The organism is Termitidicoccus mucosus (genome assembly GCF_038725785.1).
GTDB classification, from domain to species: Bacteria; Verrucomicrobiota; Verrucomicrobiia; order Opitutales; family Opitutaceae; genus Termitidicoccus; species Termitidicoccus mucosus.
In genome coordinates, this window is the sequence record NZ_CP109796.1 from 4,067,770 (window position 1) to 4,084,963 (window position 17,194).

Sequence of the window (17,194 nt, forward strand, 5' to 3'; positions counted from 1 at the left end):
AATGAACGACAAAGGCCTTTGTTTATTGGCGTTCATTCCCGGTTATAAACCGAACCGTTAAATTAACCGCAAAGTCCGCAAAAACGCAAAGAATGCAAAAAACCGCCGGAACTCCGCCGCCTCTCCTTTGCGCTCTTTGTGGTTAAAAAACCGAATCATTAAATTAGCCACAAAAATGCACAAGAAGCACAAGACAATCACCCAATTTTGTGCCTTTTGCGCCTCTTTGTGGCTATTAAAACCGAGCCATCAAACAAACCAAACCCATTGATGTTCATTCGCGGTTAACTTGAAAACCTCCCTTGAGAAAAACCCCGCCGCGCCCGCTTCTTAATTTTCCTCCATGCCCGCCCGCACCCTGCACTTTCCCAGCCCGCGCCACCTTCACCAGCTCTACGCCGGCCGCGAGGAAAACCTCGCCCACGCCGAGAAGCAGCTCGGCGTCACCCTCGCCACGCGCGAGGACTGGCTGAAAATCGACGGCCCCGCCGACGCCGTCGCGCGCGCCGAGGCGCTTTTCAACATCCTCAACGACGCCCGCGCGCAGGGCGTCGTCATCCACTCCACCGATTTTCACCGCTTCGTGGACACCATCGCGCGCGGCGAACTCGACCAGCTCCGCGCCCTCCTCGCCGAGCCCCTCGTCATCGCCACCCGCCGCAAGACCATAATCCCCAAGACCCTCGGCCAGAAACTCTACCTCCAGTCCATTCGCGCCAACCCCGTCGTCTTCGGCATCGGCCCCGCCGGCACCGGCAAGACCTACCTCGCCATGGCCGCCGCCATCTCCGCGCTCCTGAAAAACGAGGTCGAGCGCATCATCCTCACCCGCCCCGCCGTCGAGGCCGGCGAGGCGCTCGGCTTCCTGCCCGGCGACCTCCGCGAAAAAATCCTCCCCTACCTCCGCCCGCTCTACGACGCGATGCACGACATGCTCGAACCCGACGACGTGGCGCGCCTCACCGAAAAAGGCATCATCGAGATCGCCCCCCTCGCCTACATGCGCGGCCGCACCCTCGCCCAGTCCTTCATCGTGCTCGACGAGGCCCAGAACACCACCCCCGAGCAGATGATGATGTTCCTCACCCGCCTCGGGACGAACTCCCGCATGGTGGTCACCGGCGACGTCACCCAGATCGACCTCCCCCGCGCAAAACAATCCGGCCTGCTGGAGGTGAGCCGCATCCTCCGCGACATTCCCGGCATCGACATCCATCATTTCAGCGGCGCGGACGTCGTCCGCCACCCCCTCGTCCTCCGCATCATCGAAGCCTACGAACGCTACAAAAACCCCATCGCCGGCGATGCCGTCGAATGAGGGCGCCCCGCTGTTTTGCAGGATTGTTTTTCACGCGACGGTGCCAACGACGCGGCGGACGAAAGGCTGGCTGCGGGCGATTCGCGAGGCATTGGGATTGAGCCAGCGCGACATCGCCTCGCGAATGCGCGGCCGGCGGCGGCGGGCCGTTGACATGGGGCGCGGGCTCAAACCTCGCGCAATCCGTCGATGTTCGCGCGGGCTACATCGCCGCGCTGAAAGCAGCCGACCAAGGCGACATGCAACAGTTGATTGCCTTCGCGAAGAGTTGAAACAGCGCGGCGCCCCGCCCCCGCTCCGGGGTGTTTATATATGATGCCAATTACAAATTGAATTCCGATTTATGGAGGGACGATCTCCGTCCCGACCCCTTTGGGCTTGGCCCCAAAAGCAGCCTGCGCCCTGCGCCTCCCGCCCATTACAAAATAACCTCCTTCTTGTAATTACTTGTCACTTGCCCAATTCAGCGATCCCGGCATTTTTTCATCCCATCCATTGGGCGCGTCCCCGTGCCGCGAATGATCCGAACCTCAAAAAACAAAATCATGCCAAACCAAAAAATCGAATATCCCAAAACACTGACAACCGCCGCCTGGAAGAAGGCCAAATCCATATTCAACAACAATACTGGAATCAGCGAAACATTGCGGGCGGCGGAAGCCGCGTTCAGGGCGGCCTCCGCCGATATTGACGCCATCAACAATATATATGCTGGAGATTCCGCGGACGGAAAGTTCCTCAATATAAGCGGGTATCCCGCCTTCCTGGCGGATTGCAAACGACTGACCAACAGCAAAGCCGTCGAAAATTATAAAAAGTCACTCTGGACGGTGAGAGATCAATGCAAGAAGGTCGCCGCGGAGAAATCCATGTCCTCCAAGCAAAAAGGAATCGTGCTGGACATGGCCAAGACCGCCGACCTTCAGTCCGTTTCTGTCAATGCCAACTCCATCAGCGGATTCCTGACCCAGGAGGCCAAAAGATGGTCCTCATCCTTTGACTCGGTGCTGGAGGCGACATTCGGCCCCGTGAAACTCAAGGCCGCCGCCGGAAGGGCCGTCACTTTCCTGAAAACCGTCAAAGGCCAGGCCACCCCCGAGGCGAAGCTCAAGGAATTTAATAAAGGCATAACGACGGCGGCAAGGGACATCACCCAGATCCTGATGAACCGGGTTAACAACAAATATCAAATCCCCTACACGGCGTCTTCCTCGGAAAAGCAGGCGGCGGAAGGGCTTGTCAAATTTGCCAATAACAACCACGCCGCCACCGCCAAGAATCTGGATGCTGAGATTAAAGAAGTGGAATCATTGCTGAGGATCACGGCGTCAGTCACCGCGACAAAAGCGCCCACGTGCAAAGAGCTGTTCGGCGGTCCGTAACCAGGCTGCCGGACGCCAAAAGGGCGTCGGGACGGAATGGCGCTTGGATAAGGGCTGTTCCGTCAAAAAGCACGCTTGCGCAAGGAGGGGCGGCGTCTCGCCGCCCGACACGCGGAACGCGTGCCCGTCGTGTCTCGATGAACCGCGCGCAAACTGGCGAGGCTTCCGCCTCGTCCGGCGGCGGGACGCCGCCGCTCCGTGCGCAAGCGTCTCTCTCTTATCTCAGCGTCATTCAGGCCAGACCCTACTTTTTCCCGGTGAGCCCCACTTTGGCGTTCAGTTGTTTTGTCAATAACGCCTTATAGCCTTCGCTCCAGTTTTTTGACACCTGCGGACCGTATAGCTCCGCCGCCGCCTCGTCATATTTGATGCAAAGGTAATATGTCCAGCCATCGTTCCAATATTGCCCGATGGCGGTCGAGTCAGTCGTTGACACGATTTCCCATTTCCTTGCCTTCATGGCGTCAACCACACATGCGCCGACATCGGCCATGCCGAGTCCGCCCGGCACGGGCACGGAGGCTATGCGGCCGCCCCATTCGCCGGCTTGTATTTTATCAAGACCGGGCATCCCGGCCTTGTCCTTGATATCCTCGTCCCTGGCGGCGGCGACCTTTTTCCTGACACTATCCGCCACGTTTTCGGTGAAATTAAAGACCCACTGGGATTTCCCGAAATTTATATGATTAAAAACAATATCAAACGATGTCTTGAAGGAGGCGTAATACACGGAGCCAGCCTTGAGATCAAGCGTGCGCACGATGGGCTCCTTGCTTCTTTTTTTCTCCGTGGCAAAGGTCGCGGACACCGTGTATGTTCCCGGGGGCATGTCCACGAAGGTCCATCCGCCCGAAAGGGACAATCTGCCCGGTTTCCCCGAGCGGCGCCACTTCTTGCTTTCGTTGCCCGAGAATTCAAGGGTCAGCCCGCCTTCGATGATGACGGTGGCGACTTCCGATTGCGGTTTTATTGCATTGCCCGGATACGCATACCATATTCTCGGGTTTCCGCGGGTGCCCGGTTTGGCCGGTTTCTCATCCGCCGGCTCGCCGTCCGCCGCCGCCATATTCATGGCAAAGCATGCACACGCTATTAATGTTAACAGACAATTATTCATTTTTGAGTTTGGCATGGAAATTTGGAACATCGTTGAGTCTAATCATTCAATCCGCCTTTATGAATTGCCGCCCGACGGGCGGCAGTGAGGAGGCCAGGGTGCTGTTTGTTGATTTCTGGAGGGACGGCCTCCAACTCATGTCTCCACCGGGATTTTAGAGCATTTTTCGTTTACTTGGTCGTATTATTATCATCGCCCAGACAAAGTAGCACAGGCATTCCTGCCTGTGCCAGAGGGCAAGGTTGCCAGCCGCCGAGCCGCACAGACAGGAATGTCTGTGCTACTTTTCCGCCGAGCTTTTGACTCAGGCGGCGGCGGGCGACGGCCTAGAATTTCCAGCCGAACGTGACGGAAACCCAGTGGGAGTTGGCCGCCTTCAGGCCCGTCTCGGGCTCATCGTCATAAAAACTATACTCCGTCTTGCCTAGGCGGAGAAAACGATACCCGGCATCCACGTAAAACTTGGAGGACAGATGATAGGTAATGCCCACGCCGGCCCCCACCGCATAGGTGGTGTCAGAGACGCTTGCCGAATAATGACCCGAGGGGTCGTCCTCCTTTTCGTCAATTTGCATGGTGATGCTCCCGAGCGTCGGCGTCAGCCGAAGTTCGCAACGTCCGGCCTGGTCAAGCTGGACGCAATAACTGTAGGAGACCAGCACGGGTATTGCGGTAATGTCCGCCTTCCATGAATAATCCTCGCCGGATTCTTTTGCATCGGACACATAACCGCCGGCCTCGATCTGGATTTTGTGGTTTGGGCTGATCCGCCAGCCGAAGCTCAGGCTGCCGCCGACGAACTTCCCGAGGTCGTCATTGACATCGTCGCCCTCGGTGGTCTTCAGGTCGGCTTTCATGAAGCCGGGGCCGGCCTCGAGATAGAAGTTCGGGCCGGAGTCCTTCGGGAGCACGTAGGCGCCGCCTTGCCGGGCGAACGAAATCGCGCCTGCGGCAAGCAGGCCGATGGTTAACAGGATCGTTTTTGACACGTGTGTTTTCATTGATGTCATTTTTTGTCTTTTTGTTGTTGTCTTGCTCCGGACATGCGCAGGCATGTCGCGGGGAAGCTGGTTGCGGGGAAACCCCAAAGAGGCGGATCGCTCGCGAGTGTCTTGTTAACAAGCCTCGAACGGCCCCCTTTGGCTCCCTTATTCATCGCCATCGAACGTTACTCCTTTTTCTCTTAATAGTTTTATCACCTCTTTTCGCCATTGAGACAAGGAGTCTCCGGGTATTGTCATGTCTCTCTTCAAATCCGTGAGCAATGAAAACTTTCCGCTGATCACTATCGTAGGATCGGCACCAGCTTCCAACATCATATAGACCATATCATATCTATTAAATATGGCCGCATACATCATAGGCGTGCTTGGATGTGCGGCATTCAAATCTGCACCATACTTTATCAATAATTCGAGTTGTGCTATCCCATCATGTTTTTTCTCATAGAAACTAATACAGTCAAATATAACCGTTTCTTTCATAATCGGATTATATAAATTTGGATTTCCGCCATACTTTAACGTAATCTCAAGGAACCAAGGGTCCCGATGCCGAGCAGCCACAGATACGGCTGATGCACCACTGAAAAATCCATACCTTGCCAGGTCGGTCGCCGGCATTTGCAAATTAGGGTCGGCCCCGTGCTGGAGCAGCCATTCGTAGCTTCTTTTGTTGCCTTGCCAGAGTGCCCATATCAATGCCGTCATTCCCTCGCGTCCTTGGCGATTTATATCGGCTCCACGTCGCAGTTGCCTCTCCATTTCCTTTGTGTCTCCATAACCTGACGCCTTGAGAAATTCATACTGCGGACCTGGCCCGAAAAAACTGCCCGCGCTCACGAATGACAGGGATGTGCATCCTGTAAAAAAGACACAGGCTGAAATAATCAAAAAAACAAATGCCTTCATATAAAAAACGATTAATTGATGGTTGTTTCCATTGAGACTATGGACCTTTCGCTCCAGTAGTGCCGCTAGTTTTAATAGGCGGGATTACTTTTATCAAATCAGGCGCGCCCAAGCTGCGCAAAATTGATACGGAACCGTGGTTAAGGAAATTGCTCAAGCCCGGCAGCGTTGTGATTTTGAGGGACACCTGCTGACCCAACGCATCTGCTAATGGTGTCAGTGCCTGGAAAGAAGTCAATGGCTCAAGGGGTATGTAGAAATTATTAATTTTCCCGGAATCAAGATTTGTATTTATTTTATAATTTTCAGGGTTCACACCAGCGGCATTAAAAGTGATTGCAGAAAGACCCCATCGAACGGAGGCCAGTCCAGCCTCACCTCCGCCAAGTGAATGACCCGTCAATATTATTTTCGATTCTGGAAATTGTTTCTGTATTGTATTTGCAAGTTTCATAGCATCTACGTATTTTTTGGATTCGAAACCAACAGCATTCCCCGTGTCAGTCACCAGCCAGTCCCTTGCCGAGGCGGAACCCCTGTAAGATATGACTATTTCTCCTGTTGACTCCATTTGGAAAACGACGGCATCAGTGCCATCATCCTTTTCACTATACGCACTGAGCACTTTCATGCCGGGCGGAGCGGCGGAGCCCGAATAATACGCAGCGACCGATGCGGCCCCCAAGTTTCTGGCCAGTTCCGGGGATATCAAATCATTTCCGTTTTCATCCTTGGGAATATTTGCAGAAAAAACGCCCGGCAGTTGTTGGTCGAGCTGATGCAAGGCGTGATAGATTTCCCTGTGAGCATATTGATTCAAGATTGTCGCATCATTGCCCGTGGAGGCGCCGGCGATGGCATTGCCCGTAAGCGCCCCGGCGGCGGCGCTGATCAGAAGCGAGCCAAGCGTGGAGCCGGCGGTTGGACTGTTTAAGTCCCCATATATATCGAATGAGCCAGAATCCGCCGAGGTCGCGGCCGCCGCGCCGGCCGCGCCAGCGACAACATTGCCGCCTCCAAGTTTGGCGGCAATTCCTCCGATGGCAGTATTCAACAAGAGATTGGCGGCTTGCCCTTCGCCATAGAGAAGGTATGCGGTGTTCTTTTGTTCCCCGGCCTGTTCCTTGGTGATAAACCCGTCGTCCAAATCCTTCTGGATTTGGTCCAGTTTGCGTTCATAGAGGGCGGAGACGATGGTGCCCGCGTTCGCGTAGGCCTCTTCGCCGAAGACCCGCGCGAGTTCCTGCCGCTCCTGGATTTTTTGCAGGTCGAATTTGTTCTCCAGGGCTCCGTCGTTGGCGTGAGCGGTATCGCGGGAGAGTCCGGCGAGGCTATCGTACATCCGGTTGCCGGAGGCGTCGAAGTCGTCGCGCACGATGATGGTCCCGTCGGATATGGCGCTGCGGGTGGTGCCGTCCGCCTTTTCGTTTTGCGGCATTCCGATGGCGGGCGTGATGCCACTGCCGCCGTAATTAAAATTGCCCTCCTTGTCGAACGAACCTCCCGATCCCACGCTCGCGCCGATGCTTTCCGTCTCGTAGTCGGCGTGGTTGGCGATGTCGGTGAAGCCGATGGTCTCGGTCGAAAGGCGGTTCTTCGCGGCGTCCGCCCCGCTCGCGATGACCGCGCCGGTGAGTTGCGTGTGCCCGCCGACGTTGATGTCGAAGCCGCCCCCGCCGGCGAACAGGCCGGTCTGCTCGCGCACGCTGGCGTAGTCGCTGTCGGTCTTGTCGCGGTTGTAGGAGGCGTGCGCCTCGCCGCTCATGCTGCCGATGGTGAAGCTCGCCCCGCCGCCGGCCTGCTCCTGCCTGGCCTTGTAATAATCGCTGTCCTGGCGGCTTTCCAGCGTGAGGCCTCCGCCGATGTCGGCGAGGATGGTGTCGCCGCGCACCACGGCCCCGGCGAGCGTGGTGTCGCGGCCGGAGACGAGGGTGAGCGTGCCGGCGGCGGCGAGGTGGCTGTTGAGGTTTTCCGCGCCGCTGCCTTTCTCGAAGCCTTTGCCCGTCTCGGCGTCGGCGAAGATTTTTATGCCCACGCCGCCCTGCCCCACGCTGAGCGCCACGCCGCCTTCCCAGCCGCTGTTCTTGTTGCTGCCGTCCTGGCGGTGCGTGTCGAGGGCGCTTTCGACGAGGATGTCGTTTTTCGCGGCGAGGGTGACATTTTGGCCGGAGAGGTCGCTGCCGGCGATGTGGATGTCGCCGGAACCGCCTGTAGCGGGGTTTAAGTTTAAGTCGGAAGTTGAAGAGGGGGCGGCTGCGCCGTCCACGGGCGGGACGCCCGTGCCACCCGAACCGTCGCCGCGCGCGACCAGGGTGAGGTCGCCGGCGGTGTCGAGCCGGCTGCCGAGGTGGCTGGTGCTTTCCCATTCGCTTTCGCTGCGGCTGCTTTTCGCGCCGACGGCGACGGCCAGCTCGATGCCCGCCGCAGAACCGGCCGCGCCCGCTCCGCCGTCGCTGGCCGCACCCGCCACGGCCTGCGCGCCTCGATACAATCCGTAGCCCTGCCGCGCGGCGCGCGCCGCGTAGAGTCCTTGCAGGCGCGCATCGCCGGCCTGCTCCGCGCGCTCGATGGTGTCCACCAGCGCCAGTCCGGCGTCCACGATGCCGCCTTGCAGGCGCACGGTCAGCCCGCCCTGGCTGAAGCTCTGCCTAATGCCGCCCGCGCTGGTCTGCTCCGCCGCGAGGATGGAGATGCGGTCGGCGTCGATGGACAGGCCGGTCTGCGAGAAAAGCTCGGAGCCGACGACGCGGGTCTCGCCGCCGGAGCGGATGTCGATGCGCCCTTCGGTCGAGCCGATGAGCGAGCCGACGGCATAGGTTCCGTTTTCGTCCTGGGCAAAGCCGGTCTTTTGCTGCCCGAAGGTGACGGAGAGGCGCCCGCTATCGAACATGCCGCTGGTCTTGGTGGATTGCTCGTAAGTGGCGCTGCGGGTTTCGGCGGCGGCCTCGATGCGCACGTCACGGGCGGCCTCCAGATAGATGTCATGGTCGGCGGCAACGGTGGAGCCGCGTATGCCGAGGTCGCGGCCGGCTGACAGGGCGATGGTGTCGGCGGTGACGAGGCTGCCGTTGGCCGCGGTCTGCTCGGCGGCGGTGTCGGACGCGTTTTTTTCGGAGCGGAACTGGCTGGCGTTTTTGACGCGCGCGGCGGCGCTGTCGGTCTGCGTGTCGAGGGTTTCGCGCAGGGTGATGTCGCGGGCGGCCACCATGCCCAGCGCGCCGCCGGCACTGAGGTAGGAGCCTTCGATGGCGATGTCGCCGGAGCCGCCTGCGGCGGAGTTGAAGCTTAAGTTGGAAGTGGAAACGGGGGCGGCTGCGCCGTCTGCCGGCAGGATGCCGGCGCTCCCAGTGTCGCCGCGCGCGATCAGGGTGAGGTCGCCGCCGGTCTGGAGCACCGAACCGCGCTGGGTGACGGTGGTCTGCGTGGCGGTGGCCTCACTGGATTTGCTGCCGACGGAAACGGCGACCACGCTCGTCAGGGGCGACGCGCCAAAGGCTTCGAGTCCATCGGAGTTGATGAGCCAGCCCGAGGCGCTGCGCAGGCGGTCAAGGTTGGAAAGACGCGCGTCGGCGACTTCCTCCGCGCCCTGCATGGTCTTGCCCTGGGCGGCATAGAGAGCTTCGAAGGGGCCGCCGCGAATGGCGAGGGAAACGCCGCTCTGCTTGAACTTCTCGGTGCGGGTGGCGGTGCTGTTCTGCGCGGCAGCGGCAATGCTGATGCCGGCGGCGTCGATGGACAGCCCGGCCTGCGAGACAAGCTCGCTGCCGATGATGCGCGCGTCGCCCCCGGCCGCGAGGTCGACGCGGCCCCCGGCGGAGCCGATGACGCTGGACCGGGCGATGGTTTGCCCGGCGGTCTCGTCGATGGAGTGCCGCTGTTTGCCGACGCTGAGGCTGGTGGGCGAGAGCGAGAGCAGGCCGCTCTTTTTCACCTCCCTGTAGTGCTCTTCCGAATACGTTTCTTCCGCCGCCGCGACGGTGAGGTCGCGCGCGGCGGAGAGCGCGATGTCGCGGTCGGCGGCGACGGCCGAGCCGATCACGGTGAGGTCGCGCCCGGCCCGCACGGTGACGCTGTCGCCGCTGAGGGTCGCGCCCACCGCGCCGGTGTAGTCCACGCGGTCGTAGGTCGTCGTGGTCTTGCTGCTGAGCACGCCGGACTTCTTGCGCATCGACTCGGTGATGGATTCGTGGTGCTCGCCCTCGGCGGCGAGCGTGATGTCGCCGGTCGCGGCGGCGGTGATCGAGCCGGCGGCGCGGAGGTAGGCGCTGGTCAAGGTGATGTTGCCGGAGGACTCGGGCGGGACGTCCGAGACACCCAAGCCCACGGGCGAGCCGCCCGTGCCACCCGAACCGATGTCGCCGGCCTGGAGGGCGATGTTGCCGCCGCTTTGCAGCGTCGCGCCGAGCACGGTCTCGTCGTCGTGCATCGCGCGGTCCATGCGCTTTTTGGAAGTGACTTTGGAGTCGAGGAAATCCCGGTCAATTTCAGCGGTGATGTTGATGTTGCCCGTGGCGAGAATGCCGGTGTCGCCTCCGGCACTGATTTGGGCACTGGCGATGTTGATATTGCCAAGCGATGCGGGAACGCCCTCGGCGCCTGCGTCCCCGGCGCGAAGGATGAGGTTGCCGCCTGTTTCGAGCGTGGTGAGCGTGTGGGTGATTTGCCCGCCCTTGGCGTAGGTGCCTCCGCCGCCGGTGCTGAAACTGTTCACGCTTCTGACCGTATCGAGCGTGAGGTCACGGCCTGCGATGAGGGTGGTGTCGCCCCCGGCACTGGCGGCGACTCCCGTCAGGGCAAGGTCGCGCCCGGCTTGCATCGCGAGGTTGCCGCCTGCGGCGAGAGTCTGGTCGCTGACCTGGGTGCGGGTGCCTGCCAAGCCGTAGTCGGTGGTTTCGGCGACACTGGCGAGGCGGATGTCCCGGCCTGCCACAAGCGTGGCACTGCCCCCGGCGTTGATGCCGCCCGCATAGCTGGTGATGTCGGTTTTGGCGACGAGGGTCATGTTGCCGCCGGATTTCAAACTGCCGCCGTCGTTGAGCATATCGGCGGCTTGCAGGCGCATGTCGCGGTCGGCGCGGACAGTGCCGCGATTGGTCAGGTCGCCCGTGATAGTGAGGTCGATGTCATTCGCGGCAATGACCGCTCCGCTTTCGATGGTGGCGCGGGTGGCCGCGGAAAGATAGACCACGGGCGCAAGGACGGCCTGCCCGTCGACCATGGTTTCGACCAGCCAGACGATGTCTTTTTCGAGATTCGCGATCTGGTCGGCACTGAGCGCGATGCCGGGGCGAAGGTCATAGGCCGCGGCAATGTCGGTGGCATTGTCCATGAGCCCCATGAACTGCTCGTCCTCGGCGCGGTAGTCGCCCAGGAAGCGGCGCCCGGTCAGCGCGGTGACCTGGTCGAGGATGAGACGGCTTTCATAAAAACCGTCGCCGAGGCGTTTGTGCATCATCTGCGGGTCAACGCCCATGCGCTCAAAAAAATAATCCGAGGAAATGTAATTATTCCAGTCGGTGAAGCGCGGGTCGGTGACAATGAGGTAGGGTGTCGACGGGTCGGTGACGACGGAGTAGATCGGATTTTGCGGGACGGTGAAATCAACCTCGCCGGGCGCGGTGATGGTGAGCGTCGGCAAAGTCTTGCCTCCGGGAATGCGGCCTTCGCTTCCGTCACCGGCGGGCGGTGTCACGGGTGCGAGCGTGGTATCCTGGTCGGAGTCAACGCCGCCAATGCCCTGCTCGTTGCCCGCGACCGTCGTGTCGCCGCTGGTGTCGGTGGCGTCGTGGCCGGAAATCGTCCCGGCCCCCGTGTTTGCATTAACGGCCGTGCCGTCAAAACTCGTGTCGGTGTCGCCGTATTTGGTGCGGACGGGTTTGCCGGCGGCTTCGCCGTTGTAGAGTTCGCGCACCGAGCCGGTGATGGTGTCCGCGGTGATGCGGGCACCAAAACGAGCATCGGGAATGTCGGTCAGTTCGTCTTCAATGATCCATGTGCCGATGGTCTTGTTGTCATATTTGGCCCTGCCGAAGGTTTGCGGACGCTTGTCCATCTCATGAATATCAACGCGGCCGGCGGTGCCATGGACAATGCGGACGGTGTTTGATTCGCCCAGGTTGTTGATTGCGCCGCTGTCTTTATAGACAAGCGCATTACCGACGGCAATGGTGCCGAGGTAATTCGTGGCGTCGTTGACTGAAAATGTAAGATTGCTGCCAATCAGAAGACGAGCCTCGGGGCTGTCCTGGGTGACGCGGGTTTTGTAGATGTATTTCGTGTATTGGAGCCAGGTGGAGCCTTCGTTTCTTTTCCCATACCATACGCTGATACCATCATGGAGACTGCCATTGGAAGGTTTGCGGATGGTGAACGAATGCGTGGTGTCGAGGTTGTTTTGGTCGAAGTATTCGGTCGAATCGAGATAGGTTTCCGTCGCGAAAGAATCTTTCTTGTTTTCAAAAGTGTCCGCGTAAACTGTGGCATCGCCAAATGCCTCGATGGTGGATGAAGCATTAAGAACGCGCCCGGCGCGGGAAACGGGATTGCCGTCTTCATCGAGTCCGCCCCGCCCGGCGATGGTGAGATTTCCGAGGGTGAAAATATTCGCGCCCGTGGTCGTGGTGCCGGTCACTCCATTGTCGCGGGTATTGGAAAGAAGATCGCTGGTGAACAGGCCGAGGTATTGGGTGCTGGCGATAAGGGCACCCGCGCCCGTATTATGGATTTCACGGGCATCAAGACTTACGATCTGGCCGATGATGACGGAACGATTGTCGAGGTAATCCGAATTGGTGCTGATGGCGTCGGCGTCGATGCGTCCGAGGTTGGTAATTTTTCCAGCCGTGATGAGGCTGAGTCCGCCTGCATTCAAAGTTGCCCCGGCATTATTGGTGATGTTGCCGCTGGCATTGATGGTGGCGAGGCCATAGGCGAGAAGGCTGGATTCGGCATTGACGAAGCTGCCATTGCGCAAATTGAGGGTGAGATTGTTGTTGGCCCAGATCTCCTGCGTGCCGTCCAGCGTGAATCCGCCATTGGCAATATCGAGGGCGAGATTTCGGCCTGCAATGATGGAGCCTCCCGTGTTGGACAGGGTGTTTGTCGTTATATTGGCACTGCCGCCAGCCCCGGCGGCTATGATGCCGGATGTATTGTCGAGGGCCGCGTTTTGGTTGGCGATGGTGAGGGTCCCGCTTGCGGTGATAAAACCATCGGTATTGTCGAGAACCGTGCCGGTGCTGTTGGAAATGGAGAGATCGCCGGCGGCCTGAATGACGCCCTCAACATTATTGAGTGAAGCGTTGCCCGTGGAGATGGTCAGATTTTCAAAAGCGCGAAGCGTGCCTTCGTTGTTGTCGACCCCGTTGACGGAATTAAGCGCAAGCGTTTTGCCGGACTGCATGAGCCCGTCTTGCGCATTGGTGATATGGCCTGCGGCGATGTTTGCGCCGCCAAGGGCAATGATGGTTCCTGCGTTATTGTTGAGGGTGCCGGTGAGGGTGATTGAAAGATCGTCCTCGGTGGCGAGGTATCCATCCGCAGTGTTGTCGAGGGTGCTGGCGGTGAGGGCGAGACTGCCGCCTGTGGAAAGCGCGCCTCCCGTGTTTATCAGGTCGGCTTGAAGGGAGAGGGCCGCATTTCCAAGCGCGGTGATTTTGCCTCCGGTGTTGTCAAGGGCGCCATTCGTTGTCGCCAGCGCAATATCTCCATTGGAAAAGATGCCGCCAGTGGTGCCGGAATTGGTGTTGGCGATGCTGGCAGCCGTTATGCGAAGGTCGCTGTCGGCGGCAATGGCTCCTTCGTCGAGATTATCAAGGGTGCCGCCAAGGGTGATGGTGGCGGTGCCTGTGGAGCCGATGTGGCCCGTGGTGTTGTCGAGATTCCGGGATGTAATGAGTATGCCGCCTCCCATGACAAGACCGCCGGCATTCAAGAGATCGTCGCGAACGGTGACAGTGGCGGAGGAGCCTGCGGAAAGACCGCCAAGCCGGTTGTCGAGGTTTCCGGCCGTTGCTGAAATAACCAGCGCGCCGTTGGCCGAGACAAGACCGAGCGCGTTGCCGATCGAGGCGGCGGTAAGGGTGGCGGCCCGGTCGGCGATGATTTCGCCTGCGCTGTTGTTGAAGTTTCCGGTAACGGCAAAGGTGATGTTGCCCGTGCTTCGGATGATGCCCGTGTCGTTGTCGAAGCCGGAGGCGGTGACGTTTATGCCTTGGCCGCCTGCAATGAGAATGCCGAAGTCGCCATTGTTCCAGTTGCCGGAAACCACGGCGTCAATGCCCGCGCCGCTTTTGAAAATCCCATGGCGATTATCGGCGGCAGCGGCGGCGAGGGTGATTTTGCCGCCACTGAGAATCTGAGCATCGTCGGTGTTGATGAGGGTGCCTGTGAGCGTGATGTCCGTAATGCCGCCGAAAGTGACAACACCCTCCGCGGTGTTATTGAGGGTGCCGGCCTCAAGGGAGGCGCTGGCATTTCCGCCAATATAACCGAGGGTATTGTCGATGGTGCCGTTATGGGTGACTATTGCCAGGCCGCCATTGGAGAGGATCTGTCCGGCGGTGTTGTCGAGCAGGCCGTTGAGATCGAGGGCAAGCCGTCCGCCTGCGGAGATGGCACCATGGATGTTTTCAAGATCGCCCGCGAGGGTGATGCTGGCGTTGTCGGCGGCGTAGATTTGGGCATATGAACCGTTGTTCGTCAGCGTGGCGGCGTTGAGGGCAAGCAAGCCCGTGCTGGTGATGACGCCCTGGGTGTTGTCAAATTCACCCGTATGCAAAACGACATTGGCAATGCGTCCGGTGCCCGTGGTGCCGATGTAGCCCGACTGGTTTATCAATGCGGCGGTGCCTGTATTGATCGTGAAATTTCCTTCCGAGAAAATCGCGCCCCCCGTGTTGTCAAGCTGGCCCGAAGTGGTCAGGGCAAGCGTATTGCCGCCGGCAATACGCGCATAAAGCCCGGTGTTGGCAATCGGGCCTGCGGCGGCGAGCGCGAGGTTGCCGCGTGTCGCGGTGATGCTGCCGTTGTTGTTGCTGAGTGCTCCGGGGGTGACGATGTCGAGGTCATTGCCGGCGGAGATATATGCGCCGTCATTGATCAGCGTCACGGAAGCATCGGTGAGCGTGATACGGATGTTTTCAAGTGCGCTTACCTGAGCGTTGGCATTGTCGAGACCCCGGGCGGTCAGCGTAAGCGACGAGTTCGTGCTGAGTGCCGCATCGGTTCCGGTATTGCCGACTGCCCCCGACTCGGCACTGAGCGAAAGAGGTCCGGAAGCGTAGATGATTCCCGTATTGGCGATATTGCCGGCGGTGGCCGTCACGTTTGCCGCGCCCGCGGAGGAGGAAATTTCGCCCGTGTTCGTTATGCCGGCCGCACGAATATCGAGGCCGCCTGCTGCGGTGATAATGCCGTCTGCATTATCAAGCGTGCCGGTCAAAAGTGCGGCGAGCTTCCCGTTGGCGTCAATGGCTCCGTGGGTATTGTCCAATGAGGCAGCGGTGACGGCGATGTCGCTTGCGCCTGCAATAACTCCGTGAATGTTGGCGAGACCGTCTGTGAGCGTGAGCGCAATCGCGGAGTCGGAAACGAGATTGCCGCGGGTATTGTCGAGCGCATGGGCGAGAAGCGTGAGACTGCCGGACGCAAGGATGTTGCCATCGGTGTTATCAAGGGTGTCCGGCTGGTTTTTGAGCGTGAGGCTTCCGACTGACTGGATCACCCCCGATCTGTTGGCGAAGGCTCCGGCGAGGTTGGTGATGGCAAGGTCGCCTTCACTGAGAAGCTGTCCGCCCGTGTTGGTGAATCCGTTGCGCGTGATGAACGTCGCATTGTTGAAAGCGGCGATGTAACCGGTCGTGTTGTCGAGGGAGTGGGCGGCAATCGCGACATTGCCAAAACTGTTGATCGTTCCGCTTATGTTGGTGAACGCCCCTGCAACGGTGAGGTTGAGTGTGCCGCCGCCTGTTTGTGCGATGATGCCCTGATTGTCGTTGGCGAAGCTGCCCGCCACAATGGCGATGCCGGCGGCATTGATATGACCCGCGCTGTTGTCGAATTTCCCGGGAGTGGAGACGGTGAGAACATCCGCGCCAAGTCTCGCGCCATTGTGGATGACATCGCCGGAACGGGCCGTGATGGAGAGACTGGAGGCTTGGGTGGTGGCGCGCGACAGATCAAGGGAGCTGGCGGTCAGCGTGATATTCCGGCCTGCGTAGTGCCGGCCGTCTGTCGCGTCGAAATCCGCACCGGCGGTGGCGGTGATGCCGGCGTTCGCGTTGGTGAAGTTCCCGTTGGTATCCAGACCCGCTGCGACAATGCCGCTGTTTTTGATCGACCCGTCCGCCGTCAAAACAACGTCCTTTTGCGAAGCAAGAAGTCCTGTGTTTTCAATGGCTCCCCGTGTGATGAGCGCGGTGTTTTCCGCTGCATGGAGGTTTCCGCTATTGGCAACCCCCTCGCGGGCACGAATGTCCAAGGCGGCGTCCGAGGTCGTCTGGCCCTGGAGGACGACCCTGCCCTCGCTGGTGAGCGTGAAGCCGCCGATGCCCGCCGCGAGGTCGCCGCGGGTGTTCACGCCGAGGCCGTCCTCGGTGCCGACGAGGCGGATGCGGCCCGCATACATGCCGCCGAGCGCGGCCACGTCCAGCGCGACGAGCGGCGCGGCCTCGGCCGGGTCGGCGGCGATTTTTTCCGCATCAAGCGTGTCGTATTTTACCCGGTTTGCGCCTGTGACGATGTTGAGTTTTTTGGCAAATACCTGCGCGTTGATTTCGACGGCGCGGGCGAGGATGTCGAACTGGTCGGCGAGATCGGCGTAGGCGCCGAGATGGGGGTGGTCACCCTCGCCGCTGCCGTCGATAACAACCTTGCCTCCTCGGACGGCGAAGCTGCGCAAGTTTCCGGTCTCATCAAATTCAGGGCGACCCGTGGCGAGCAGGGCGCGGCTGGTGTTGATGAAACCGAAGTTCGCGCCGTAGATGCCGTTCGGGTTGGCGATGATCACGTCGGCGCGGTTGCCCGCGACTTCGAGGTAGCCGTTGAGCCGGGAAATGTCCGGGCCGGTGACCTCGTTGAGGATGAGGCGCGCGCTGTCGTTGGGGTTGAAGTGGACGTTCTTGTCGATCCAGCCGGCGAGCTGGGTGTTGGTTTCCCGGCCGGAGTTGTTGAGGATGGCGCCCTGGCCGGGGACGTTGAAGTCCTGGTATTTGTTGTGGGAAACACCCCGGTCGTTCGGGCGGACGATGTTGATGACGGGGACTCCGTTCGCGCTGCCGTCGATGGACGGGCGGTTCGCGCCGGCGCCGGGGTCGGCGACGATGCCGCCGGCCACGCATACGGAGGGCAGCGACATCTCCGCGAAAAACACGGACGCGACCAGGAGGTTCAGCCAGCGGCGCGGGCGCAGGAGAAAGGAGGGGCGATGGCGGGTTTTCATGGCGGGCGGACGGGTGATGCTCATGGC

Annotated in this window: 9 protein-coding genes; 3 read left to right on the top strand and 6 right to left on the bottom strand. The window is 60.0% G+C overall.

Annotated features, from left to right (window positions below; translation table 11 throughout):
* Positions 1–343: 343 nt before the first annotated feature.
* A complete protein-coding gene (locus tag OH491_RS14350) occupies positions 344–1,318 on the top strand; it encodes a PhoH family protein (protein ID WP_342750528.1) in 975 nt (324 codons plus the stop codon).
* A 30-nt stretch (positions 1,319–1,348) separates the two neighbouring features.
* Here the strand turns inward: OH491_RS14350 and OH491_RS14355 are convergent, their stop codons facing one another.
* On the bottom strand, positions 1,349–1,474 hold the full coding sequence (locus OH491_RS14355; protein ID WP_334319364.1) for a hypothetical protein: 126 nt from the start codon (positions 1,472–1,474) through the stop codon (positions 1,349–1,351).
* 307 nt (positions 1,475–1,781) lie between these two features.
* Positions 1,782–2,015: a hypothetical protein gene (locus OH491_RS14360; RefSeq protein WP_145928826.1), complete on the bottom strand. Its 234-nt coding sequence runs from the start codon at positions 2,013–2,015 to the stop codon at positions 1,782–1,784.
* 172 nt (positions 2,016–2,187) lie between these two features.
* Between OH491_RS14360 and OH491_RS14365 the strand changes: the two genes are divergently transcribed.
* Positions 2,188–2,700, top strand: a complete 513-nt coding sequence (locus OH491_RS14365; RefSeq protein WP_145928825.1) for a hypothetical protein — start codon at positions 2,188–2,190, stop codon at positions 2,698–2,700.
* Positions 2,701–2,944: 244 nt separating this feature from the next.
* On the opposite strand, the gene OH491_RS14370 is transcribed toward OH491_RS14365, so the two are convergent.
* On the bottom strand, positions 2,945–3,529 hold the full coding sequence (locus OH491_RS14370) for a hypothetical protein (RefSeq protein ID WP_145928824.1): 585 nt from the start codon (positions 3,527–3,529) through the stop codon (positions 2,945–2,947).
* Here OH491_RS14370 and OH491_RS14375 point away from each other — a divergent pair.
* Positions 3,528–3,905: a hypothetical protein gene (locus OH491_RS14375; protein WP_145928823.1), complete on the top strand. Its 378-nt coding sequence runs from the start codon at positions 3,528–3,530 to the stop codon at positions 3,903–3,905. The two genes, OH491_RS14370 and OH491_RS14375, sit on opposite strands and share 2 nt — an antisense overlap.
* A gap of 238 nt (positions 3,906–4,143) precedes the next feature.
* Here the strand turns inward: OH491_RS14375 and OH491_RS14380 are convergent, their stop codons facing one another.
* The 3 genes from OH491_RS14380 to OH491_RS14390 form a co-directional block, all read right to left on the bottom strand.
* Positions 4,144–4,806 (bottom strand): outer membrane beta-barrel protein, encoded by a 663-nt coding sequence (locus tag OH491_RS14380; RefSeq protein ID WP_334319363.1) that lies wholly within the window; start codon positions 4,804–4,806, stop codon positions 4,144–4,146.
* Between the two features lie 159 nt (positions 4,807–4,965).
* Entirely contained in the window at positions 4,966–5,727 is a 762-nt protein-coding gene (locus OH491_RS14385) for an ankyrin repeat domain-containing protein (RefSeq protein WP_084442240.1), read from the bottom strand.
* 37 nt (positions 5,728–5,764) lie between these two features.
* Positions 5,765–17,191, bottom strand: coding sequence for a hemagglutinin repeat-containing protein (locus OH491_RS14390; RefSeq protein WP_068770641.1), 11,427 nt, complete (start codon positions 17,189–17,191; stop codon positions 5,765–5,767).
* Positions 17,192–17,194 lie beyond the last annotated feature (3 nt).